The following is a 24,830-nucleotide window of genomic DNA, read 5'->3' on the forward strand; positions in this document are numbered from 1 at the left end:
TTCAGGCGCGAGGGGCGGGCTTTTCTCATTTTGTCCATCCGACGTCGCGGAGGGACGGGCCTACGTGGTGAACGACTCCTGGGGGAACTACAACACGATCACGCTGGAAAGCCATCTGGGCGAGATGGAGCGTCTGCTCGGGCGCGGCGGCGTGTAGCGGGCGGCGGGCGATTCGCGAGCAGGCTTTCCGACCGCGGCATTCGATGCGGAAAAGTACAAACAAATTTGCGAATCCTGTATGCGCAGCGAAGTCCCGGTGCGGTATGATAGGGACACGGAAGGACAGGTCCGACCATGAACTTCATACCAGGAGGGCTTACCCCTATGCAATTTACGAAAATGCACGGCCTCGGCAACGACTTCATCGTGGTGCACGGCGAACCGTCGCTGCCCGCAGACGCGGCCGAGCGCGCCGTCAAGCTTTGCAACCGGTACTTCGGCATCGGCGCCGACGGTCTCGTCTACATCCTGCCGTCGGAGCGCGCGGACTTCAAGATGCGCATCATCAATTCGGACGGCTCTGAGGCCGAACAGTGCGGCAACGCCATTCGCTGCGTCGCCAAGTACGTGTACGACAACCGTCTCATCGACCGTGAAGCGATCACGATCGAGACGCTGGGCGCCGGCGTGCAGCCCGTTCAGCTCGAAGTCGAGGGCGGCCTCGTCCGCCGCGTCCGCGTAGACATGGGCGAGCCGATCCTGAACGGCCTCGACGTGCCGACGACGATCGACGCCAATCCCGTCATCGGGCAATCGGTCGAGATCGACGGACGCGAGTTCAAATTCACCGCCGTCTCGATGGGCAATCCGCACGCCGTCATCTACGTGGACGACGCGGTCGGCTTCGACCTGGCCAAGTGGGGACCGAAGCTCGAGACGCATCCGCTGTTCCCGCGCAAGATCAACGTCGAATTCGCGAAGGTCAATTCGGCCGAGCAAGTCGACATGCGCGTCTGGGAGCGCGGCGCGGGCCCGACGCTGGCTTGCGGCACCGGCGCCTGCGCGACGCTCGTTTCTTCCGTGCTGAACGGGCTGACCGGCCGCTCGGCGACGATCTCGCTCGCCGGGGGCGACCTGTTCATCGAATGGAACGAGGATAACAACCGCGTCTACATGACCGGTCCGGCCGAAGCGGTCTATACCGGCACGGTCTGACGAAGCGTGCGCGGCGAAGAGCCGCATACGCTCGAATCGCTTATTGGGGAACCCGGACTTGTCCGGGTTCTTCTCCGTTTATAGACGGATTAGAGGCATTTGGAGGCTGTCGAGGCGCACCGGCCATTTCCGCGCGGGAAGAAGTATGCTACATTAATAGAACGATTCTGCATACATCATTTATGACATAGATAGGATGGGAAGCCTCTTGAAACCGGATTTTCGCACAGCGCTGAGCCAGCGGCCGCTCGTCGGCGACGGGGCGATGGGAACCTACCTCTACCAGCTCGGATTCCCGATCGGCGTCGCGTTCGAAGAATACAACCTGATCAAGCCCGAGATGATCCTGGAGGTTCATCGCCGTTACGCGGCCGCCGGCGCGGAAGTCCTCGAGACCAATACGTTCGCCGCGCAGCACGGCAACCTGGTACGGTTCGGCCTTGAAAAGCGGACCGCCGACATCAACGCGGCCGGCGTCGCGCTCGCGCGGCAGGCCGGCGGGGACGCGGCCTACGTGCTCGGCGCGGTCGGCGCGATCCGGGCCGGCCAGCGCAAAAACGCGCGGACGGCGGAGATCACCCGCGACTACGAGGAACAGATCGGCGCGCTTATGGGCGCCGGCGCGGACGGCATCCTGCTCGAGACGTTTTTCGAGCTCGACGAGCTGATGCTGGCGCTGCGCGTCGCGCGCAGGCTGGGCGACCTGCCGGTCGTCTGCCAGTTCGCCGTGGACGATCCCGCGGTGACGCGCGACGGCGTGCCGATGGGCGAGGCGCTTCGCCGGCTTAAGGACGAGGGGGCCGACGTCGTAGGCTTCAACTGCCGCAGCGGTCCGAACGGCATTCTGCGCGCCGTCCAGAACATCCCGCTCGATCTCGGGCTGCCCCTCAGCGCCTTCCCGAACGCCGGCTTGCCGGATTACGAGGACGGCAAGGTCGTCTATTCCGCTTCGCCGGCCTACTTCGGCGAGAACGCCAGGGCGTTCGCGGACAACGGCGTCCGCCTCATCGGCGGCTGCTGCGGCACGACGCCCGAGCATATCGCTGAGATCGCCGCGGCTTTGCGCGGGTACGCGCCTGACGAGACGGAATCGTCGCGCCCGGCGACGGCCGCCGAGGTTCGCGTCGCGCCGTCCCGTCAGCCGTCCGAATCGGCGGTCGGCGGCGGCGAAGAGCCGGCCAACATCGTTCAGCTCGTCCGCGAGCGCCACACCGTCATCGTCGAGCTCGACCCGCCGAAGGATCTCGACATCGGCCGCTTCATGGACGGCGCGGCGGCGCTTCGGGACGCGGGCGCCGACGCGCTGACGATGGCGGACAATTCGCTCGCCGTCACGCGCATGAGCAACATGGCGCTCGGCGCGCTCGTTCAGGAGCGGGTCGGCATCCGGCCGCTCGTGCACATTGCCTGCCGGGACCGCAACCTGATCGGCACGCAATCGCTCATGATGGGCTTCGACGCGCTCGGCATCGACCACGTGCTGGCCGTGACCGGCGATCCGGCGAAGTTCGGGGACCTGCCCGGCTCGAGCTCGGTGTACGACCTGACCTCGTTCGAGATCATCAAGATGATCAAGCAGCTGAACGAAGGCATCGCCTTTTCCGGCCGAGCGCTCAAGCAGAAGGCGAAGTTCGTCATCGGCGCGGCGTTCAACCCGAACGTCAAGCATCTGGACAAGGCCGTGCAGCGGCTCGAAAAGAAGGTGGCCGCCGGCGCGGACTACATCATGACGCAGCCGGTGTACGACGCCGAGCTGATCGAGCGGATCGCCGAGGCGACCAAGCATATCGGCGTTCCGATTTTTATCGGCGTTTTCCCGCTGGCGAGCGGGCGGAATGCCGAATACTTGCACAACGAGGTGCCCGGGATCCAGCTGTCCGACGCCGTCCGCGAGCGGATGCGCGGCCTGGAGGGCGCGGAAGGGAAGGCTGAAGGGATCGCCGTCGCCAAGGAACTGCTCGACGCGGCGATGAAGCATTTTAACGGCATCTATCTCATGACGCCGTTCCTTCATTACGAGATGACGGTCGAGCTGACGCGGTACGTCAAGGAGAAAAGCGGCGTTCATGCCGACAATTGCGGCTGCGCCTCTTGTCCGACCAACGATTATCAAGTAAAATGAGTCAATATGGCCTGCCGCTGACCGGCGTTCTTCATATGCCAGACGCGGACGGTGCCAAAGCGTATTCCATCGATTGCGGTATGCGGAAGCGCCACAGTGGCAACAATGGTGCCTATCCGGCACCATCCGGCCGCTGCCAGCAAGACATGGACCGGAGGGAATAGTGGCATGGCGATCAAGCTGATCAACATCGGATTCGGCAATATCGTATCGGCGAATCGGATCATCTCCATCGTGAGTCCCGAGTCCGCGCCGATCAAGCGGATCATTCAAGAAGCGCGCGACCGGCATATGCTGATCGACGCGACTTACGGCCGCCGCACGCGCGCCGTCATTATTACGGACAGCGATCACGTGATTCTGTCCGCGGTCCAGCCGGAGACGGTGGCGCATCGCCTGTCCACCAAAGACGACGAACATGACGAATGAATCGGGGAAGTCCATGAACAGAGGTTTGCTGATCGTATTGTCCGGTCCGTCGGGCGTCGGCAAGGGCACGGTGTGCGCGGCGCTGCGCCGCAAGCTGCCCGAGCTGACATATTCCGTCTCGGCGACCACGCGGTCTCCGCGGGCCGGCGAGATCGACGGGGTCAATTATTTTTTCAAGACGCGCGAGCAGTTCAAGGATATGATCGAACGCGACGCGCTGCTTGAGCACGCCGAGTACGTAGGCAACTACTACGGTACGCCGCGCGACTTCGTGGAGAAGACGCTCTCCGAGGGCAAGGACATCATCCTGGAGATCGAGGTCCAGGGCGCGGTCAAGGTTCGGGAGAAGTTTCCCGAGGGCGTCCTTGTGTTCTTGCTGCCTCCGTCGCTCCAGCAACTGAAGGACCGGCTCACGGGGCGCGGCACGGAGACCCAGGCTACCATCGATCATCGTCTTTCCGTCGCGGTCGAAGAGATGAACCTGCTCGAGCATTACCATTACGCAGTGGTCAACGACGAGATCGATGCGGCTTGCCGCCGGATCGAGAGCATTATGATCGCCGAGCATTGCAAGCGCGAGCGCTTCCTGCACGAGCTGTTCGTCGAGCTCGAGGGCTTGCGCGAAAAGCAAAACATACCGGAGAGGTGATTAGATGCTATACCCATCGATCGACGAGCTCGTCCGCAAGGTGGACAGCAAATACACATTGGTAGTTGCGGCCTCCAAGCGCGCGCGGTCCCTGCGCGAAGGCCAGACCAGCAAGCTGCGCGCGCCCAAGTCCCACAAGTTCGTAGGCGTCGCGCTCGAAGAGATTTTCAAGGACTACATTACGGTCGAAGCGATCTCCGAAGAGGAATTGGCCGCAGAACAGAACGAAGAAGAAGCATAAACGGCTGCAAACAACCCTTCGAGGTTGTTTTTTTTTCAGAATCGCGAGGGAGGGGCGCTCTATATGAATCAATCGCTCTCGGGGAAGACCATCATTCTCGGCATCACGGGCGGGATCGCGGCCTACAAGGCGGCCACGCTGTGCAGCCGTCTCGTCGGCCTCGGCGCTAGCGTGCGCGTCATCATGACCGAAGGGGCGACGAAGTTCATCGCGCCGCTGACGCTCCAGACGCTGTCGCGTCATCCGGTGGCGACGGACGTGTTTGACGAGCGGGACGCGGCCGTCGTGCAGCATATCGACTGGGCGGACGCGGCCGACCTGGTCGTGGTCGCTCCTGCGACCGCGAACAGCATCGCGAAGCTCGCGCACGGGATCGCCGACGACATGCTGAGCACGACGCTGCTCGCGACGACGGCGCCGGTGCTGATCGCGCCCGCGATGAACGTGCACATGCTGGCGCATCCGGCCGTGCAAGACAATCTCGACACGCTCGCGCGCCGCGGGGTACGGTTCGTCGAATCCGGTACCGGCCAGCTCGCCTGCGGATATGTCGGCAAGGGCAGGCTGGCCGAACCCGACGAGATCGTGCAGGTCGTGGTCGAGCTGCTCGCCGGTCCGAAGCCGCTTGCCGGCAAGCGGGTGCTCATCACCGCCGGCGGCACGATCGAGCGGCTCGACCCGGTCCGCTATATCACGAACGATTCGTCCGGCAAAATGGGCTTCGCGCTCGCCGAGGAGGCTCGCTCGCTTGGCGCGGACGTGACGGTGGTGTGGGCGCGTACGGAGCTCGAACCTCCGCCCGGCGCCGAGGTCGTGCGGGTCGAATCGGCGCAGGACATGTACGACGCCGTCATGGCGCGGCTTCCGTCCATGGACGTCGTTATTAAGGCGGCGGCTGTCGCGGACTACCGGCCGGTACAGCGCGAAAAGGTCAAAATGAAAAAGGGGCCGGACAAGCTGACGCTGGAGCTCGTCCGCAATCCCGATATTCTGCAGGCCATCGGCGACTGGAAACACGACGGCGGCGGAGCGGGCAAGGACAAGCCTTACGTTATCGGGTTTGCCGCGGAGACGGGCGACGCCGAGCGCTATGCGCTGGACAAGCTGCGCCGCAAGCGCTGCGACCTGATCGCCGCGAACGACGTCTCCGAGCCGGGCGCGGGGTTCGGGACGGATACGAACATCCTGAGCCTGTACGGCGCCGAAGGCCTCGTCGAATCGCTGCCGCTCCAGTCCAAACGCGAGGCGGCCGGCCGCATCTGGCGGATCGCGCTCGCTCGCGCGCCCGGTCTGCGCGCCGGCGAAGGCGACGGCGGAGGCTCCCGGGCATGAACGTCGCCAGAATAAGCGTGGACGTGCCGACCCGCGACGCGGATCGGCCGTTCGACTATGCCGTGCCGGCCCATCTCGAAGGCTGGGTCGAGGTCGGCAGCCGGGTGGCGGTGCCCTTCGGCGGACGGACGCTCCAAGGCATCGTGCTGGCGCTGCCCGAGGATTCGGAGGTCGATCGGCGGAGACTGAAGCCGATCGCGGACGTGCTCGACGCCGTGCCGCCCTTGTCGCCTGAACTCGTAGAGCTGGGGATCTGGATGAGCGAGCGGTGGCTGTGCCCGCTCACCGTCGCGCTGCAGGCGATGCTGCCCGCCGCGTTGAAGGGCAAGGCGGAGAAATATATTTCGGCGGCGCCTAACGCGGAGTGGGCGCCCTTGGATCGTTTCGAGCAGCCTGAGCTGATCGAGGCGCTGGAGCGGCATGGCGCGCTGAAGCTGTCGCAGCTGCTCCAGCAGCATCCGGAGCGCGGCGCGGCCGTCAAGCGCTGGCTCGCGGAGGGCAAGCTGGAGGAGCGGCAGCAAGTCGAAGACCGACTGTCGGTCAAAACGGTGCTGACGGTCGTCCCGCCGTCCGAGGCCGAGCTGCGCAGCGCGTTGCTCGAGCTGCCGAACCGGGCCGCCAAGCAGCGCGAGGTGCTCGCGTATTTGCTCGCCAATCGCGAGCCGATCGCCCAGCAGGCGCTGGCCGAAGCGGCCGGCACGACGACGGCGGTCATTCGCAGCCTGGCGGACAAAGGACTGATCGGGCTCGAGTCGGTAACCGTGCAGCGCGATCCGTACGCCGGCCGCAGCTTCGAGCCCTCGGCTCCGCTCGCGCTGACGCCCGCGCAGCAGCAGGCGTTCGCGCCGATCGCCGACGCCGTCGACAGCGAGGCGCACCGGGTCTTTCTGCTGCACGGGGTGACCGGCAGCGGCAAGACCGAACTATACCTGCAGGCGATCGACAAGGCGCTGCGCCAGGGGCGCGAAGCGATCGTGCTCGTGCCGGAAATCGCGCTCACGCCGCAGATGGTGGAGCGGTTCAAGAGCCGGTTCGGCGCGAGGGTGGCGGTGCTGCACAGCCGGCTGTCGAGCGGCGAGCGGTACGACGAATGGCGCAAGATCCGCGAGGGAAGAGCGACCGTGGCGGTCGGCGCACGCTCCGCGATCTTCGCTCCCTTTTCCCGGCTCGGACTCATCATTATCGATGAGGAGCACGAGACGACCTACAAGCAGGAAGAGAGCCCGAAGTATCATGCGCGCGACGTCGCGGTCCGGCGCGGGCAGCGTCACGGCGCGGCCGTCGTGCTCGGCTCGGCGACGCCGTCGCTCGAGACGTACGGCGCGGCGATCGAGCTCGCGCCGGGCATCGGCGGACGCGGGGAGGAGGTCGTGCCCGTCTACGTGCCGCTGCCCGAACGGGTCGCGGACCGTCCGCTGCCGCGCGTCGCCATCATCGACATGCGCGAGGAGCTGCGGCTCGGCAACCGGGCGATGTTCAGCCGCGCGCTGGCGGACGCGCTGCGCGCGCGGCTCGCGCGCGGGGAGCAGACGGTGCTGCTGCTCAACCGCCGCGGCTACGCGACGTTCGTCATGTGCCGCTCCTGCGGGTACACGGCTTCGTGTCCGCATTGCGACATCGCGCTGACCTATCATCGGGGCTCGCGGAATTTGCGCTGCCACTATTGCGGCTATTCCGAGCGGGAGCCCGAGGCGTGTCCGTCCTGCGCGAGCCCGCATATCCGCTTTTTCGGCACGGGTACGCAGAAAGTCGAGGAAGCGCTCGCCGCGACGTTTCCCGGCATCCGCGTCATCCGCATGGACGTCGACACGACGACGGAAAAAGGCTCGCACGAGCGCTGGCTGACGGAATTCCGCGAGCGGCGGGCGGACGTGCTGCTCGGCACGCAAATGGTCGCGAAGGGGCTCGATTTCCCGTACGTCACGCTGGTCGGCGTGCTTGCGGCAGACGCCGCGCTTCGCTTGCCGGACTTCCGGGCGGCGGAGCGGACGTTCCAGCTGCTCACGCAGGTGGCGGGCCGCGCCGGCAGGCACGAGCTGCCCGGGGAGGTCATCGTTCAGACGTACGAGCCGGAGCACGCGTCGATCGCGGCCGTCGAGCGGCACGATTTCCGCGGCTTTTCGCATCAGGAGCTCCGGCATCGCCGCGCGCTTGGCTATCCGCCCTACGGCCGGCTGCTCACGCTCACGCTGACGCACGAGCAGGTGCCGCTGCTGCTGTCCATGGGACAGACGTTCGCCTCCAAGATGCGGGAGCGGGCGGCTGCCGCAGGCGTGGAGGCTGACGGCAGGCCCGGTCCCGGTGGCATCGCCGTGGAGGTGCTGGGTCCCGTGCCCTCGCCGATCGCGCGGCTCAAGGATCGCTACCGTTTTCAATGTATGATAAAATATCAAGGGAATCCCGACGTGCCCGGCTGGACGGCCGAGGTAATGAAGGAACTGCAGGACGGCGCGAAGCGCCACGGCGTGCAGCTCGGCGTGGACGTCGATCCGCAGATGATGCTTTAAGCGCGCATGTTTATCGGCATTTTATATTAGATATAGACTGAAAGGTGGGGATGGCATTGGCGATTCGGTTGATCGTGAAGCATCCTGATGACGTGCTGCGCGAGAGAGCGCAGGAAGTAACGAAGTTCAACGCCAATCTGCACAAGCTGCTCGACGATATGGCGGACACGATGTACGATGCCGACGGGGTCGGCCTGGCGGCGCCGCAGGTCGGCGTCTCCAAGCGCGTGATCGTGGTCGATGCGGACGAGGAGCATGGCCTGATCGAGCTGGTCAATCCGGAGGTCGTCTCCTCCGAGGGCGAGCAGTTCGGACCGGAGGGATGCCTCAGCATCCCTGGGCTCCAAGGCGACGTGCGCCGCCCGCTTAAAGTAAAGGTCAAGGGGCAGGACCGCAACGGAAAGCCGGTGGAATTCGAAGGCACGGAGCTGCTCGCAAGAGCGTTTCTGCACGAGATCGACCATCTGAACGGCGTCTTGTTCATCGACCTCGCCGAATCGATCTACGAGCGCCGCGCGCCTGAGCCGGCAGAAGAGGGCGAGGCGTAAGGCATGACCCGAATCGTATTCATGGGAACGCCCGACTTCGCCGTGCCTTCCCTGCGCCTCCTGCTCGAGCGCGAGGATGTTCAAGTGGTCGCGGCCGTCTCCCAGCCCGACCGGCCGAAGGGGCGCAAGCGCGAGCTGACGCCGCCGCCGGTCAAGGCGTTCGCGCTTGAGCACGGACTGCCGGTGCTCCAGCCGGAGCGCATGCGCGCGCCGGAAGCGGTCGAGGCGGTGCGCGAGCTGGCGCCGGACCTGATCGTGACGGCGGCGTACGGGCAGATCCTGCCCAAGTCGCTGCTCGATATCCCGCGCCTTGGCTGCGTGAACGTGCATGGCTCGCTGCTGCCGCGCTACCGCGGCGGGGCGCCGATCCAGCGCTCGGTCATCGACGGGGAAAAGACGACCGGCGTAACGCTGATGTTCATGGCCGAGGGCCTCGACACGGGCGATATGATCGCCCGCGTCGAGCTGCCGATCGCCGACGACGATACGTCGGGCACGCTGTTCGACAAGCTGAGCGTCGCGGGAGCGGAGCTGCTCGGCGAGTGGCTGCCGCGGCTGATCGCGGGCGACGCGCCGCGCGAGCAGCAGGACGATTCGCTGTCGACCTACGCGCCGAACCTGACGCGGGACGACGAGCGGCTCGACTTCGGCGCTACGTCGCGTCAGCTGTTCGACCGCGTGCGGGGCTTGTCCCCGATGGCGGGCGCGTTCACGATGCTCGGCGGCGAGGTGTTCAAGGTATGGGGCATCGCCGTGCCTGGGGAAGCGGACGCGAAGCTGAAGGCCGAATGGCAGGCGGCGGCGCCCGGCACGGTGCTGGACAGCGGGGCCTTCGGCATCCGCGTACGCTCCGGGGACGGCAGCGTCGTGCTGACGGAGGTGCAGCCGGCGGGCAAGAAGCGGCTGTCCGCCGCGGACTACGCCAGAGGGGCCAGGCTGGCTCCGGGAACGACGCTCGGTTAACCGGGCGTCGTTTTTTTATGGTTTGGGCAGTCGCGCGGTCGGATAAAAGTCCCGTCATGGAAGGATCGCTGACTTTCGGCGGTCGAGAAGTCTTGATTGAAAACAAATCGGTTTCAGTGGTTGCCCGCCCTAGCTGCAATAGTCCCGGTTAGAAACAAATTGGCCTGACTGGATGCCCGCCTTTCCGCGGAGGTCTTAGTTAGAAACAAATCGGCCTGCGTGCTGGCTGCCCTAGCTGCAGAAGTCTCGATTAGAAACAAATTGGCCTGATCGGATGCCCGCCTTGCCGCGGAGGTCTCAGTTAGAAACAAATCGGCCTGCGTGCGGCGACTTTCCGCCTCACGTAGCAAACTGCTTATTCGCTGTCTCCCTTATCGAGTTAACATACAGTTTCTCCGCGCGGCTCCCGCCATTTCCGCCCGCTCCCCGATAGGCGTTGTTTTCTCATACCGTCACATAAATGCAATAATGTGGTTATTCATATGAACCTTTGCGCACTTTGTGCTATATTTGAATGCATGAAATGAGAGCGGCGCGAGCGGGCATGCTAGAAATAGGCAGAAATGCGCGTCGTCGGCTCGTTTGCGCTTCCGTAGGGGAGCAGATCAAAGAGGTGTTATAATGAGTCAACCTATAAATCCGGATCGATCCCAAAAGTCGACGGCCTCAAGCCGGGAAAACGGCAAACCGGCACGTTCGGGCGGCAGACCGTCGGGCGTGCGGGGAGAGAGTGAGGGATCGTCCTACCGCGGCGGTAAAGCCCGTTCGCAGGGAGCGGCTGCTCAGGGGCGACCCGGTCACAGTGCGGGCCAAGCTGCCTCAAATCAGAACCGCGGCCAACGACCGGCGCCCGGTACCGGCCAGGCATCCGCGCAGAATCGCGGCCAACGGCCGGTACCAAGTGCCAGCCAGGCATCCACGCAGAATCGCGGCCAACGCCCGATGCCAAGTGCTGGCCAAACGTCTGCGCAACGACCCGATCAACGGCCAGTATCGGCGCAAAGGTCCGAGCCCGCGCAACGGTCGTCTGCCCAACAACCCAAATCCGCCCAACGGCCGACGTCTTCCCAACGCCCCGCGCACGCGCAGCGTCCCGATCAACGTTCCGGCCAGCGGCCGGGCCAACGCCCGCCTTCGGCAGCGCAACCCTCGAAGCCGTCCGCGCCGCGCAAGCCGCAGACGGCGCGCGAGGTCGCGCTGCGCGTGCTGCTGCGCGTCGAAGAGCAAGGTGCTTTCAGCGGCCTGGAGCTGAACCGCGTGCTCACCGATGCCGGCCTGTCCCGCCCGGACGCGGCGCTGGCGACCGAACTCGTCTACGGCACGATCCAGCGCCGGTTCACGATCGATCACGTGCTGGCGGCCCGCGTCAAGGGCTGGCCGAACAAGGTCGAGCCGTGGGTCCGCTGCCTGCTTCGCCTCAGCTATTACCAGCTGCGCTGGCTTGACCGGGTGCCGGCGCACGCCGTCACCGACGAAGCCGTGCGCATCGCCAAGAAACGCGGCCACGGCGGCATCGCCGGCCTCGTGAACGGCACGCTGCGCGCCCTGCTGCGCGAAGGCGTGGCCCCGCCTCTGCCGGCGGAGCTGCCCGCGGCCGAGCGGCTCTCGCTCGTCCACAGCTATCCGCTGTGGCTGGCGGAGCGATGGGTCGCCGCCTACGGCGAAGCCGGCGCCGAGGCGCTCATGGCGGCGGGCAACGAGCCGCCGCACATGTCCGTGCGCGCGAACCGGCTGCGCGGTACGCGCGACGCGCTGCTCGCGGAGCTCACAGGCGCGGGCGTATACGCCGAGCCGTCGAAGCTGTCGCCCGACGGCATCGTGGCGGCGCGCGCCGGCAGCCTGGCGCAGACGCCGTGGTATGCGTCCGGCCGCCTGTCGGTGCAGGACGAGAGCTCGATGCTCGTGGCCGCCGTCTGCGATCCGCGGCCCGGCATGAACGTGCTGGACTGCTGCGCCGCGCCCGGCGGCAAGGCCGCCCATATGGCCGAGCGGATGGCCGGCCAAGGCCGGGTGACCGCGAACGACGTGCATCCGCACAAGGAAGCGCTCATCCGGGAGCAGGCGGACAGGCTCGGCTTGCCGAATGTCGTTACGACGGTTTCGGACGCGCTCTCGCTGTCCGAGCGTCTCGTGCCGGGTTCGATGGACGTCGTGCTCCTCGACGCGCCGTGCTCAGGACTCGGCGTCATCCGGCGCAAGCCGGAAATTAAGTGGAACAAGTCGGCGGACGATATCGCGAGCCTCGCGTCGCTGCAGCGCAGGCTGCTCGCGTCGGCCTCGCGCATGGTGAAGCCGGGCGGCCGGCTCGTCTACAGCACGTGCACGATCGCGCCGGAGGAAAACGAAGAGGCGGTGCGCGATTTTCTGAACGCCCATCCGGACTTCCGGCTCGATCCGGCCTGGCCCGAAGAGACGCTCGCGCCGCTTCGCGACGCCGGCGTCGTGGACGATGGCTTCGCCGGCATGGCGCAGCTGCTGCCGCAGCACTTCGGCAGCGACGGATTTTTCATTGCGCGGCTCGCCCGGGCGCATTAACGGTCGGCGCCCTTTACAATAGGAAGGGAGCAGCCACGCAGCATCGGCTCGCGATCGCGTTTGCGCCGAGCCGCCGGCAAAGTCTCCCTTTAAGCACGATCGGCCGCCTTCTACTGCGAAGGCGGCGTTTATGGTAAAATAGAGCGAATGGTGGTGACTATCCTTGATTGGATTAAAAAATAAAGATTACGTTCCCGCCGACGGGAAGCCTTTCATTTACGACTATACGCTGGATCAGCTCCAGGACTGGGTGAAGTCCGCGGGTGAGCCCGTTTTCCGCGCCGGCCAGATTTACGACTGGCTGTACGTGAAGCGGGTGAGCACGTTCGAGGAGATGACGAACCTGCCGAAGGCGCTTCGCGAGAAGCTCGAGGGCGCCTTCAACTTCGTCACGCTGACCGAGATCACGAAGCTTCAATCGAAGGACGGGACGGTCAAGTTCCTGTTCGGCCTGGCCGACAACCATGCGATCGAGACGGTCATCATGCGGCACAACTACGGCAACAGCGTCTGCGTGACGACGCAGGTCGGCTGCCGGATCGGCTGCACGTTCTGCGCCTCGACGCTGGGCGGCCTGAAGCGCAATCTGACGGCCGGCGAGATCACCGCGCAGGTCGTCAAGGCGCAGCAGCTGCTGGACCCGGAAGGCGAGCGCGTATCGAGCATCGTCATCATGGGCTCGGGCGAGCCGTTCGAGAACTACGAGCCGACGATGACGTTCCTGCGGACGATGACCCACCCCAAGGGGCTCAACATCGGGCAGCGCCATATCACCGTATCGACGAGCGGCATCGTGCCGAACATTTTGAAGTTCGCGGACGAGAATACGCAGATCAACCTGGCGATCTCGATCCACGCGCCGAACGACGAGCTGCGCTCGAAGCTCATGCCGGTTAACAGACGGTACCCGTTCGAGGAAGTAATGAACGCCTGCAAGTACTATATCGAGAAAACGGGTCGCCGCATCACGTTCGAATATGCGCTCATCGGCAGCGTCAACGACCGTCCCGAGCATGCGGAGCAACTGGCCGAGGTGCTGCAGGGCATGTTGTGCCATGTGAACCTGATTCCCGTCAACTATGTGCCCGAACGGGATTACGTCCGTACGCCACGCGACGATATTTTCGAATTTCACCGCATCCTTGAGCGCAGGAACATCAATGCGACCATCCGCAGGGAGCAGGGGCACGATATCGCGGCGGCATGCGGCCAGCTGCGGGCGAAGCACATGGAGAAGCAGGCGAGGTGACGGGGTTGAAGACGGCTGTGCGAAGTCATATCGGACGAGTCAGGCAACTGAACGAAGACCGGGCTTGGGTCGGCACGACGCCGGGCGGCCTGACGGCCGCCGCGGTGGCCGACGGCATGGGAGGACACAACGCTGGCGACGTCGCCAGCACGCTGGCGGTCGACAGCCTGTCGAAGTCGCTGTCCGCATGGGAGGGCGTCATCTCGGCTTTCGAGGCGGAGGAAAAGCTCAAGGCGATCGTGCTCGCGGCGAACGCCGCCGTGTTCGAAGCCGCTTCGACGCATCCCCAATATCATAACATGGGCACGACGGTCGTCGTTGCCCTTCTTGACGAGCGGGAGGGGCTGATCGGCCATATCGGCGACAGCCGCGCCTATCGGATCAGAGGCGGCGCCATCGAGCAGCTGACCGACGACCATACGCTCGTCAACGAGCTGGCCCGTTCGGGGCAGCTCAGCCGGGAGGAGGCCGCGAACCACCCCCGGCGCAACGTACTTACGCGCGCGCTCGGCACCGATGCGGACGTGTCGGTCGACCTGCAGCGGATCGACATGCTGCCGGGCGATCGTCTTTTGATTTGCAGCGACGGCCTAAGCGCTCTGGTAGACAAGGCACTCATACTCGATACGATGAATACCGAAGGCGTCACCCTGGATCAACGCGCCGACCGTCTCATCGCGCTGGCGCTCACCGCCGGCGGCGACGACAACGTGACGGTCGCCCTGATCGAATACGAGGCGGGGACCGGGACGCGGGATGGAGGAACGTCATGACTGCGATCGGACATTTGTTGGGCGGCAGGTACGAGCTGCTCAGCCGCGTGGGCGGCGGGGGCATGGCGCTCGTATACAAGTCCCGCGACATATTGCTGAACCGCTTCGTCGCGGTCAAGGTGCTCCGGCAGCAGTTCATGCACGACGACGAGTTCGTGCGCCGCTTCCGGCGCGAAGCCCAGTCGGCGGCCGCGCTTTCTCACCAGAATATCGTCAGCATCTACGACGTGGGCCAGGAAGAAGACACTCATTATATCGTCATGGAATATATCGACGGCGCGAACCTGAACGAAATTATCCGCGAACGGGCGCCGCTGCCGGTAAACGAGGCCGTTCGCATCGCGTCGCAAATTTGCGACGCGCTAGACCACGCGCATCACAGCCAGATCATTCACCGCGACATCAAGCCGCACAACATCCTGATCGGCACGAACGGCCGGGTGAAGGTGACGGACTTCGGCATCGCGCGCGCCGCCACGTCGTCGACGATCACGCAGACAGGCTCGGTTGTCGGCTCGGTTCATTATTTTTCCCCGGAGCATGCCAAAGGCGTGGCCACCGGCGAGAAATCGGACATTTATTCGCTTGGCATCGTGCTGTACCAGATGCTTACGGGCCGGCTTCCTTTCCTCGGGGAGAGTCCGATCAGCGTGGCGCTGAAGCATCTGCAGGAGCCGTTCGAGGACCCGCGTCTCGTCAATCCGTCGATCCCGCAGAGCGTGGAAAACGTCATTTTGCGCGCGATGCGCAAAAACCCGCTCGAACGGTATGCCTCGGCGCAGGATATGCTCGACGATCTGGCGACCTGCCTGCAGCCTCAGCGGTTGAACGAGCCGAAGGTACGCTTCCCGAGCGACGCGGACGAAGAAGAGCAGACGCGCGTCATTCCGGCGATCCGTCCGGAAATGCGCTCTTCCGCGGACGAGACGCTGGCCGGCAAAGGCTCCAGAAGAAACGGGCTGCCTGAGGAAGGGCAGACACGCGAAGGCGACCCGGAAAAGCGCAAGCGCAAAAAGTGGGTGCTGCCTACCGTATTCGGCGTCATCGCCGCCATTTTGATCGCTATCCTCATCTGGGCCATCTTCGCTTTGAAGGGACAGCTGGTGTCCCCGGACGTACAGGTGCCGACGGTCGTGAACGAGACGCTCGAGGTCGCGACTGCGGAGCTGGAAAAAGCAGGTCTTAAGGTCGCGGATCCGGTCCTCTACGAGCAGAGCGAGACGGTAGACAAGGATCTCGTCATTAGGCAGAGCAAACAAGACATGCCGGTCAAGAGCGGGTCGCTCATCACCTTGACGGTGAGTCTGGGCAAGGAATTGCCGAAGCTCGACGATTATACGGGCAAACTGTACGACGACGCCGTCGAGGCGCTGCAGGCGCAAGGGGCGAAGAACGTGGATAAAGTCGAAAAATTCGACGACGAGGTGCCCGCGGGCACGGTGCTCAGTCAGTCGCCGGCTCCCGGCGGCACGTACGATCCGGAAAAGGATACGATCACGCTGAACGTCAGCAAGGGCCCCGAATCGTTCCCGATGCCGAATCTGATCGGCATGTCGCTGTCCGAGGCGCGGGCGGAGCTGACCAAGAGCAATCTGGCGCTGCCGAACGACAAGGTGCTGCAGGAGCCGAGCTACACGACCAAAGGCAAGGTGTTCAAGCAGTTCCCCGCGGAGCAGAACGAGCTGGTGACGCCGGGAACGGAAGTCACGATCTGGATCAGCAGCGGATATCCGGCGGACGCCAAGGAGAAAACTTGGAACGTAACGGTGTCGCCCGCGGTCGAAGGCCAGACGAGCACGGTCAAGATTTTGCTGACCGACGCCCGAGGCGATAGCGAGTGGGGCACGAAGAAGATCAAGACGACGCAGACGTTCCCGATCAACCTCGTCGTGTCGCCGGACAAGGAAGGCCAGATTACGGTTTACCGCGACGATCAGTTCCTGGACCGAATCCGGGTGCCGTACGCGGACGTAGAACAGACGCCGGATCCTACGCCGACACCGACGCCGTCCGACGAGATTACGCCGCCGCCGACCGAGTCTCCTGCCGAAGACGCGACGACCGAGATAGACCCGGGAAATGAAAATACGGACGACCAGGGCGGCGCTGCGAGCAACGATACCGCAGCCGTAGGCCCAGGGAAGGGAAAAGGCGATGACAAAGGAAACGGAAAAGAAAAAGGGCGAGGCTAGCCGATGAAAAACAGCGGCAACGGCGCGGCGCGAACGAGTGCGGCGGAGCGTCATGGCATCATCGTCAAGGCGCTCAGCGGTTATTATTACGTGCGGGACGACGAGCGCGATATGACGCTTCAATGCAGGGCACGCGGCATTTTCAAAAAACGGGGCGAGTCTCCGCTCGTCGGGGATAAGGTCGTATACGAAGAGACGGAAAACGGAGAGGGCGCGGTCAACGGCATTTTGCCCAGGTCCTCGTCGCTGATCCGGCCGCCCGTGGCCAACGCAGACCAGGCCGTGCTCGTGTTTTCCGTGATTCGGCCGGAGCTCAATCTGCAGCTGCTCGACAAGTTCCTCGTGCATATCGAGCATGCGGGAATGGATGCGCTCATCGTGCTGACCAAGCTCGACGCTGCCGAGCGATCCGAGGACGCGGGACGGATCGGGCGGGATATCGACGACGCGGTGGCGCTTTACGAAGGCATCGGATACCGGGTTCTCGCCGTCAGCGCGCGCCAGGGCACCGGCCTCGAAGAGCTGCAAGGCCTGCTGTCCGGCCACGTCAACGTATTCGCGGGCCAATCGGGCGTCGGCAAGTCTTCGCTGCTTAACGCGCTTGTGCCGGGGCTGAAGATGGAAACGAACGAGATCAGCGAGAAGCTCGGCCGAGGCAAGCACACGACGCGTCACGTGGAGCTCGTCGAGCTGCCGGGCGGGGGATTCGTGGCGGATACGCCGGGATTCAGCCAGCTGGATTTTCAGGAGCTCGGGATCGACGAGATCGGCTCGTGCTTCCGGGAGTTCCGGGAGCTGGCGCAGGGCTGCAAGTTCAGGGGCTGCACGCACGTTCACGAGCCCGGCTGCGCCGTGCTGGCCGAGCTGGAGACCGGAGGCATCGCGGAGAGCCGGTACCGCCACTACAAAGAATTTATGAACGAATGGAAAGAAAAAGCGCGGAGGTACTAGCATATGGCCATTATCGCACCATCGATCCTGTCGGCCGATTTCGCTCGGCTCGGCGAGGAGGTTCGCGTCGCGGAAGCCGCCGGCGCGGACTGGATTCACATCGATATCATGGACGGGCAGTACGTCCCGAATCTGACCTTCGGGCCGCCCGTGGTCGCGGCGATCCGTTCCTATACGGCATTGACCTTCGACGCGCATCTCATGGTCCAGACGCCGGATCGGCTGCTCGCGGACGTCGCGGCATCCGGCGCGGATCGGATCACCGTGCATGCCGAAGCCAGCACGCATCTGCACCGGACCGTGCACGCGATTCGCGAGCTCGGGAAAGGAGCGGGCGTCGCGCTCAACCCGCATACGCCGCTGTCCGTGCTCGACTACGTCCTGGACGACGTCGACCTCATTCTCATCATGACGGTCAACCCGGGCTTCGGCGGGCAGTCCTTCATCCACGGCATGCTGTCCAAGATCGATCAGCTTCGGCAGACGCTCGTCGCGCGCGGGCGGGGCGACGTTCACATCCAAGTGGACGGAGGCATCAACGCCGAGACTTCGAAGCTCGTGCGCGAAGCGGGCGCGGATGTGCTCGTCGCCGGCAATTACGTGTTCGGCCACGCGGATCGCGCAGCCGCCATCGCATCGCTTAGGGACTGACTTCGGTCGGTCCCTTTCGTTTTCCCCCGAGGAATAGGACAACTCCGCGCGCGCATACACATTTATCAACAGCGCGCGCCCTCGGGCGCTGCGCCGCCCCATGCAAGGCCCGTAGGGCCGCGGGCAACGCATCGGACCGGAGGAGGGGTGGGAACGATGAAGTTTTACACCATCAAGCTGCCGAAGTTCTTGGGCGGATTCGTCAAAGCGATCCTGAATACGTTTCAGAAAAGCTGATGCCTCCCGGGTGATGGATCCCGCGGCCTTGCAAGGCTCGTGTACCCGTCCCCGGAACGGGCAGCCCCGCCATGAGCGGGCGATCCGGGATGCCTCGCGGCGCCCAGCGCCGGCTGCGGCCGGACGGCCCGGGCGAATGCCGCGCCGCGGGACGCTTCATGATGGAACATTAACGCGAGTTATCTCGCGGATGCGGATATGGCGCGGAAAAACAAAAAGCACCTGGAGGTCCAGGTGCTTTTGCCATGGGCTGTCGTCCGCCGAAGCGAACGGGCAGTTAATTATACGCGAACGACTTTGCCGGACTTCAGGGCGCGAGTGCTGACGTAAACGCGCTTCGGCTTGCCGTTCACCAAAATGCGAACCTTCTGCACGTTGACGCCCCAAGAGCGTTTGTTATGATTGTTGGCGTGGGAAACGTTGTTGCCGGAAGCCGGCTTCTTCCCCGTGATATAACATTTGCGAGCCATGTAAATCCACCTCCCTGACCAGACCTTGCACACACTTTTCCTATCATAACACAGGCCTAGTCGGCTTGCAATGTCATCGGCTGACTTCAAACCGATTCTTTTTTATAGTACAATGGGAAAAGGTTCACCCATGAAGCCGTCTGTAGCGGACGGCGTTCGAGAACCGCCAAAGGAGCGTGTGGCCATGCCTATGCAGCTATCGACGGAAAACGGCAAAATCGACGTGGCCGATCAGGTCATCGCCGTCATCGCGGGTTCGGCGGCGCTCGACTGCTACGGCCTTGTCGGTATGGCCTCCAGAAAGCAATTGAAGGACGGGATCGCCGAGCTGCTCGGCCGCGAGAATCTCGCGCGGGGCGTCGAAGTGCGCCGCGAAGGGGAAGAGCTCCATCTGGATCTGTACGTGATCGTGAGCTACGGCACGAAGATCTCGGAGGTCGCCCACAATATCCAATCCAAAGTAAAGTACGTGCTGGAGGAAGTCGTCGGGATTGCCGTGGACCGTCTGAACATTTTCGTTCAGGGCGTGCGCGTCATTCGCTAGGCGAAGACCGGATCGTAACCACTTGCGCGATTATCCGATCTCACCTTGGCTTGCCGGGCTCTCCTGCCGGAGAGGCCGGCGTCGCGCCTTCGAAAAGGGGAATTTTCATTGACTACGAGGCTTTTAAACGGAAGCGACTGGACGGCCATGGTGCTGGCCGGCGCGGAGCGGCTCTCGCAGCAGGCGGAGCTGATTAACGCGCTGAACGTATTTCCCGTCCCGGACGGCGATACGGGTACCAACATGAACTTAACGATGACGGCCGGCGTGGCCGAATTGAAAAATAAACCTTCGCCCGACATCGGCCGCGCTGCGGAAGTGCTGTCGAAGGGACTTCTGATGGGCGCGCGCGGCAACTCGGGCGTAATTTTGTCGCAGCTGTTCCGCGGGTTCGCCCGCGCGGTCGCCGGCCAGCGGGAGATCACCGTGCCGTTGTTCGCAGCCGCCTTAAGGCAAGGAGTTGATACCGCTTACAAAGCGGTGGTCAAGCCCGTCGAGGGCACGATTCTGACTGTCGCCCGGGAAGCGGCCAAGCACGGCGAGTCGATCGCGCGGCGCACCGAGGATATCGCCGAATGGATGGGCGAGGTGCACGACAAGGCGGCCGAGACGCTGGCCCGCACGCCGGATATGCTGCCGGTGCTCAAGCAGGTGGGCGTCGTCGATTCGGGCGGACAGGGGCTCGTGTGCATCTATGAAGGCTTCGTGCACTATTTAATGAACGCGGAGATGCGAGGCGCCGCTTCGGCTCCGTACGCGAGCGGCTGGACGACATACGCGCCGGTCGCTTCCGCCTCGTCCTCGCCCGCGTCCGCGCATGTGACGGCAGCAGCCGCGGCGCATGCGTCGGCCCAGTCGAGGATCGCGACCGAGTCGATCCAGTTTCCGTACGACATGGAGTTTTTCATTCGTCTGCAAGGACGCACCGCGTTTTCCGAGACGTCCTTCCGCAAGGCGCTCGAGCGGGACGGGGATTCGATCATTTTGATCGCGGACGGCGATATCGTCAAAGTTCACGTGCATTCCCGCCGCCCCGGCGATGTGCTGAACGCGGCGGTCGCATACGGCGAGCTGACGAATTTTCATATCCTGAACATGCGCGACCAGCATCGCGAGCTGCTGCATCCGGCTTCGGGCGCGGAGCCCGCGGGCGAGACGTCCGATCCGATGGGGCTCGAAGCGGCCTCGGGCATTCCGGACATGCCCGAGCTGAGAGCTGCCGAAGCGGCTTCGCAAGCGGTCGAGCCGGCGCATCCGGTCGCGTTCGAGATGGCCGACTACGGCGTCGTCGCGGTCAGCGTTGGCGCAGGCAACGACGAGTTGTTCCGCAGTCTCGGCGTGGACGCGATCATCTCGGGCGGACAGAGCATGAACCCGAGCACGGAGGATCTGGTGCAGGCGATCTCGTCGCTCGCGGCGGACCACATTTTCGTCCTGCCGAACAATTCCAACATCCTGATGGCCGCGAAGCAGGCGCAGGAGTTGGCGGACCGTCCGGTGACGGTCGTGCCGACGCGCAGCATTCCGCAAGGACTGGCCGCGATGCTCGCCTTCCAAGAGGAGCAGCCGGCGTCCGTCAACGAGGACCGCATGCTGCGGGCGATCGACCGCGTGCTGACCGGCTCTATCACCCGCGCCGTTCGGGATACCGTCATGGACGGCATCGACATTCGCGGCGGCGAGTACATCGGCATTTTGGACAAACAGATCGTCTCTTCGGAGACGACGGTCATGGCTGCGGCCCAAGGCCTGCTGGAGCGGATGCTCGCAAGCGGCGACGAGACGGTGATGCTGCTGTCCGGCGAAGGCGCGGAGGAAAGCGACACCGCCGGACTCGCGGCCTGGCTCGCCGAAGCTTATCCCGATGCGGAAGTGGAGCGCCACGAGGGCGGACAGCATTTGTATCCGTACCTGATCATGGTGGAAAAGTCGGATTAGACGCGGGAGGTGGCTAGGATGAGCAAGGTTGTTTTGGTAACGGACAGCACGTCGGACATCCCGCTGGCGACGCGGGAGCGGCTGGGCATCGAGATGGTGCCGCTGCGCGTCGTCTTCGGCGAAGAGAGCTACCTGGACAACGTGACGCTTTCGCCCGCCCAATTTTACGAAAAGCTGAAAGGTTCAAGCGCGCTGCCTACGACCTCGCAGCCCTCGCCGGCCCAGTTTCTCGAGGTGTACGAGCGGCTGCTCGCCGAGGGCAACGCGGTCGTGTCGGTCCACCTTTCCTCGGCGATGAGCGGCACCTATCAGTCGGCCACGATCGCGAGGTCGATGCTGGACGACGACAGCAAGGTCACCGTCATCGACTCGAGGTCGGCCTCTTACGGATACGGCGCGCTGGTCGTATCCGCCGCCGAGATGGCGGCGCGGGGCGCGTCCCGGGAGGAGGTCGCCGCGGAGGTACTGCGGCTGCGCAAGGAGATGAAGCTGTATTTCCTCGTGAATACGCTCGAGTATTTGCAAAAGGGCGGCCGGATCGGCAAGGCGGCCGCGATTTTCGGCACGCTGCTTAACATTAAGCCGATCTTGACCATAGGCGACGACGGCGTTATTTTCCCGATCGACAAGGTCAGGGGACAGAAGCGCGCCGTCGCGCGGATCGTCGAGCTGCTGGAGTCCGACTTCGGGCCGGGCGCGGCGATCGATCTCGCGGTCGTCGATACGCCGGGCGACGTGGAGGCCGCGGACGATCTCGTCGCGGTGCTTCGGACACGATTCAACGTCGCGGGGTTCCACCGCTCGGAGATCGGATCGGTGATCGGCACGCATGCCGGTCCCGGCACCGCAGGCTTGTTTGTATTCCCCGCCGGCTCGGGCCATATCGTCTAAGGACGATCGCCCGGACGGCGGCGCGATTCGGAGTTGATGAGGATGGCCGATCGATCGGCAGAAGAGACGGATCTGTTCGCCATACCGGTCACGAAGATCAAAGGCGTGAGCGCCCCCAAGGCGGGGGAGCTTCACGCCTTGGGTGTTTCTACGGTCGGCGAGCTGATCGAATATTATCCGTTCCGCTACGAGGACTATCGGCTGCGGCCGCTCCACGAGGTGAAGGACGGGGAGAAGATCACCGTGCAAGGGAGAATCGAGACGCCGCCGTCGCTGCAGCGGTTCGGAGGCAAGTCGCGTCTGCTCTGCCGGGTGACGGTGGAGGGATTGCTGCTGACGGCCGTCTGGTTCAACCGCGCGTTCCTGAAGGATCAGATGGAGGTCGGGCGGGATATCGTCCTGACGGGAAAATGGGATCAGCGGCGACGTCAGCTCACGGTGTCGGAGTCGGAGTTCCCGGACAAAGGCGCCGGCCGCACGGGGACGCTGCAACCCGTTTATTCGATCGGGGGCAGCCTGACGCAGGTCTGGATAAGGCAGCGCATCGAACTGGCGCTGGCGCATTACGGGGCGATGATCCCGGAGCTGCTGCCGCCGGAGCTGCTGGATAGGCACGGCCTCATGCCCCGGCGGGAGGCGATTCATCGGATCCACCGGCCGGAAAATACGCACGAGGGCCAGGAAGCCCGGCGGCGCATGGTGTACGAGGAGCTGTTTCTGTTCGAGCTGCGGCTGCAAGCCTACCGCGCGATGAACCGCAAGGCGCCCGACGGCATCGCGCACAAGATCAGCAGCGACGATATTCGCGCGTTCGCGGCGAATTTGCCTTTCGAGTTGACCGAGGCGCAAAAGAACGTCGTCAACGAGATCACGCGCGATATGAAGCGGCCGTATGCGATGAACCGGCTGCTGCAGGGCGACGTCGGATCCGGCAAGACGGTCGTGGCCGCGATGGCGCTGTACGCGACGGTCAAGGACGGCTGCCAGGGCGCGCTTATGGTGCCGACGGAGATTTTGGCGGAGCAGCATGCCAAGTCGTTGGGAAAACTGTTCGAGCCCTATGGCATTCAAGTCGCGCTGCTCACCGGGAGCCGCGGGGCCCGGGAGCGTCGGGACCTTTTGGCTTCGCTGCAGATGGGGCTCATCGACATCGTGATCGGCACGCATGCGCTCATCCAGGAGGACGTCTTTTTCCGGCGGCTCGGGCTCGTGGTGACGGACGAGCAGCACCGCTTCGGCGTCAACCAGCGCAGCATCCTGCGGCGCAAAGGGCTGAATCCCGACGTGCTCATGATGACGGCGACCCCGATCCCGCGCACGCTCGCCATCACGGTGTTCGGCGATATGGACGTGTCGACGATCGGAGAGCGGCCCAAGGGGCGCAAGCCGATCCTGACGTACTGGGTCAAGCACGACAAGATGGACCGCGTGCTCGGCTTCATTCGCCGGGAGGCGGAGCTCGGGCGGCAGACGTTTTTCATCTGCCCGCTCATCGAAGAATCGGAAAAGCTGGACGTGCAAAACGCGATCGACCTGCACATGCAGCTGCGGCAGGCGATGCCCGAGCTCGAGATCGGGCTGCTGCACGGGCGGATGACGTCGGCGGAGAAGGACGAGGCGATGGGACGGTTCGCGGCGGGCGAGTCGACGGTGCTCGTCTCGACGACGGTCGTCGAGGTCGGCGTCGACGTGCCGAACGCCACGCTCATGATCGTCATGGACGCGGACCGCTTCGGACTTTCGCAGCTGCATCAGCTGCGGGGCCGGGTCGGGCGAAGCGACCATCAGTCGTACTGCGTCCTCATCGCCGATCCGAAGTCCGAGAACGGGCTCGAGCGGATGCAGGCGATGACCGATACGGACGACGGATTCGAGATCGCGCGGCGCGATCTCGAGCTGCGGGGGCCCGGCGAGTTTTTCGGGACGAAGCAGAGCGGGGTGCCGGAGTTCAGGCTCGCGAACCTGATGAACGACTTCGAGACGCTCGAGCAGGCGCGCGACGACGCGGCCGCGCTCACGGCGGAGCCGGCGTTTTGGACGGCGCAGGCTTACGCGGGACTACGCGAATACTTGCGGCGCGAGGCGCCGGATTACAGCGAGCCGTTGGATTAGGCTCGTCTTTGCGGGGCGATTTTCGTATTATCAGGTCAGCCAGAATTTCTGGTTGGCCTTTTTACATGGCCGGTTTAAGATGGCGGTAGCCGGGAGAACGAGGGCGTTTTTGGGGAGTTTTACCCCGTCGCAAAAACTGTTCTCCCACTACCCCCAATGACCATGTTTGAGCTGGTTGAGGCATTTGGACCTCGCATCACAAGCGAAGCTGTGGGATTGGAACCATCGTGGGAATGCCGGCTACGATTGTAGGAGGAGATGACATGAGACCGGTTGTCGGAGTGGATGTGGCGAAAGGGACAAGCATGCTCCAAGCGTTTACGGATCGGAACAAGCCGTAC

21 protein-coding genes are annotated in these 24,830 nt (G+C 64.2%); 20 read left to right on the forward strand and 1 reads right to left on the reverse strand.

The features are described from left to right. The first annotated feature begins 324 nt into the window (after positions 1-324). The 16 genes from dapF (at position 325) to spoVM (ending at position 18,534) form a co-directional block, all read left to right on the forward strand. Complete coding sequence (gene dapF, locus BM235_RS17105) at positions 325-1,155, forward strand: diaminopimelate epimerase (protein WP_090115415.1); 831 nt, start codon at positions 325-327, stop codon at positions 1,153-1,155. A 208-nt stretch (positions 1,156-1,363) separates the two neighbouring features. Further along, on the forward strand, positions 1,364-3,277 hold the full coding sequence (locus BM235_RS17110; protein WP_090115416.1) for a bifunctional homocysteine S-methyltransferase/methylenetetrahydrofolate reductase: 1,914 nt from the start codon (positions 1,364-1,366) through the stop codon (positions 3,275-3,277). Positions 3,278-3,445: 168 nt separating this feature from the next. Continuing rightward, positions 3,446-3,706, forward strand: a complete 261-nt coding sequence (gene remA / locus BM235_RS17115) for an extracellular matrix/biofilm regulator RemA (RefSeq protein ID WP_027084220.1) — start codon at positions 3,446-3,448, stop codon at positions 3,704-3,706. A 13-nt stretch (positions 3,707-3,719) separates the two neighbouring features. Next, on the forward strand, positions 3,720-4,355 hold the full coding sequence (gene gmk, locus BM235_RS17120) for a guanylate kinase (protein WP_090115466.1): 636 nt from the start codon (positions 3,720-3,722) through the stop codon (positions 4,353-4,355). A gap of 4 nt (positions 4,356-4,359) precedes the next feature. Beyond that, positions 4,360-4,596, forward strand: coding sequence for a DNA-directed RNA polymerase subunit omega (gene rpoZ, locus BM235_RS17125; protein ID WP_090115417.1), 237 nt, complete (start codon positions 4,360-4,362; stop codon positions 4,594-4,596). Positions 4,597-4,659: 63 nt separating this feature from the next. Then, entirely contained in the window at positions 4,660-5,928 is a 1,269-nt protein-coding gene (gene coaBC / locus BM235_RS17130; RefSeq protein ID WP_090115418.1) for a bifunctional phosphopantothenoylcysteine decarboxylase/phosphopantothenate--cysteine ligase CoaBC, read from the forward strand. Beyond that, a complete protein-coding gene (priA, locus tag BM235_RS17135; protein ID WP_090115419.1) occupies positions 5,925-8,435 on the forward strand; it encodes a primosomal protein N' in 2,511 nt (836 codons plus the stop codon). Before coaBC ends, priA begins: the two co-directional genes overlap by 4 nt. A gap of 56 nt (positions 8,436-8,491) precedes the next feature. Further along, positions 8,492-8,983, forward strand: coding sequence for a peptide deformylase (def, locus tag BM235_RS17140; RefSeq protein WP_090115467.1), 492 nt, complete (start codon positions 8,492-8,494; stop codon positions 8,981-8,983). Positions 8,984-8,986: 3 nt separating this feature from the next. Then, the gene (gene fmt / locus BM235_RS17145) at positions 8,987-9,946 is read left to right on the forward strand and encodes a methionyl-tRNA formyltransferase (protein ID WP_090115420.1); all 960 of its coding nucleotides are present in this window, start codon (positions 8,987-8,989) and stop codon (positions 9,944-9,946) included. Positions 9,947-10,888: 942 nt separating this feature from the next. Then, positions 10,889-12,481: a 16S rRNA (cytosine(967)-C(5))-methyltransferase RsmB gene (rsmB, locus tag BM235_RS17150; RefSeq protein ID WP_090115421.1), complete on the forward strand. Its 1,593-nt coding sequence runs from the start codon at positions 10,889-10,891 to the stop codon at positions 12,479-12,481. 163 nt (positions 12,482-12,644) lie between these two features. Further along, a complete protein-coding gene (gene rlmN / locus BM235_RS17155; RefSeq protein ID WP_255374426.1) occupies positions 12,645-13,730 on the forward strand; it encodes a dual-specificity RNA methyltransferase RlmN in 1,086 nt (361 codons plus the stop codon). 5 nt (positions 13,731-13,735) lie between these two features. Beyond that, positions 13,736-14,503 (forward strand): Stp1/IreP family PP2C-type Ser/Thr phosphatase, encoded by a 768-nt coding sequence (locus BM235_RS17160; RefSeq protein ID WP_255374438.1) that lies wholly within the window; start codon positions 13,736-13,738, stop codon positions 14,501-14,503. Beyond that, on the forward strand, positions 14,500-16,695 hold the full coding sequence (pknB, locus tag BM235_RS17165; RefSeq protein WP_090115423.1) for a Stk1 family PASTA domain-containing Ser/Thr kinase: 2,196 nt from the start codon (positions 14,500-14,502) through the stop codon (positions 16,693-16,695). Before BM235_RS17160 ends, pknB begins: the two co-directional genes overlap by 4 nt. A 3-nt stretch (positions 16,696-16,698) precedes the next feature. Then, entirely contained in the window at positions 16,699-17,646 is a 948-nt protein-coding gene (rsgA, locus tag BM235_RS17170; protein ID WP_090115424.1) for a ribosome small subunit-dependent GTPase A, read from the forward strand. A 3-nt stretch (positions 17,647-17,649) separates the two neighbouring features. Beyond that, positions 17,650-18,297, forward strand: a complete 648-nt coding sequence (rpe, locus tag BM235_RS17175) for a ribulose-phosphate 3-epimerase (protein ID WP_090115425.1) — start codon at positions 17,650-17,652, stop codon at positions 18,295-18,297. A gap of 156 nt (positions 18,298-18,453) precedes the next feature. Beyond that, a complete protein-coding gene (gene spoVM / locus BM235_RS17180) occupies positions 18,454-18,534 on the forward strand; it encodes a stage V sporulation protein SpoVM (protein WP_040711006.1) in 81 nt (26 codons plus the stop codon). 281 nt (positions 18,535-18,815) lie between these two features. Here spoVM and rpmB read toward each other — a convergent pair whose 3' ends face one another. Then, on the reverse strand, positions 18,816-19,004 hold the full coding sequence (gene rpmB / locus BM235_RS17185) for a 50S ribosomal protein L28 (RefSeq protein WP_090115426.1): 189 nt from the start codon (positions 19,002-19,004) through the stop codon (positions 18,816-18,818). A gap of 184 nt (positions 19,005-19,188) precedes the next feature. Between rpmB and BM235_RS17190 the strand changes: the two genes are divergently transcribed. From BM235_RS17190 to recG, 4 genes are all read left to right on the forward strand, one after another. Beyond that, complete coding sequence (locus BM235_RS17190; protein WP_090115427.1) at positions 19,189-19,548, forward strand: Asp23/Gls24 family envelope stress response protein; 360 nt, start codon at positions 19,189-19,191, stop codon at positions 19,546-19,548. Positions 19,549-19,656: 108 nt separating this feature from the next. Next, positions 19,657-21,486 (forward strand): DAK2 domain-containing protein, encoded by a 1,830-nt coding sequence (locus tag BM235_RS17195; protein WP_090115428.1) that lies wholly within the window; start codon positions 19,657-19,659, stop codon positions 21,484-21,486. Between the two features lie 18 nt (positions 21,487-21,504). Then, positions 21,505-22,377 carry a DegV family protein gene (locus BM235_RS17200; RefSeq protein ID WP_090115429.1) on the forward strand — a complete coding sequence of 291 codons (873 nt, stop codon included), beginning with the start codon at positions 21,505-21,507 and terminating at the stop codon, positions 22,375-22,377. Positions 22,378-22,419: 42 nt separating this feature from the next. Next, positions 22,420-24,489 carry an ATP-dependent DNA helicase RecG gene (gene recG, locus BM235_RS17205; protein WP_090115430.1) on the forward strand — a complete coding sequence of 690 codons (2,070 nt, stop codon included), beginning with the start codon at positions 22,420-22,422 and terminating at the stop codon, positions 24,487-24,489. Positions 24,490-24,830: the final 341 nt, after the last annotated feature.

Origin of the sequence: Cohnella sp. OV330, assembly GCF_900112065.1 — a bacterium.
In the GTDB taxonomy this organism is placed as follows: domain Bacteria; phylum Bacillota; class Bacilli; order Paenibacillales; family Paenibacillaceae; genus Cohnella.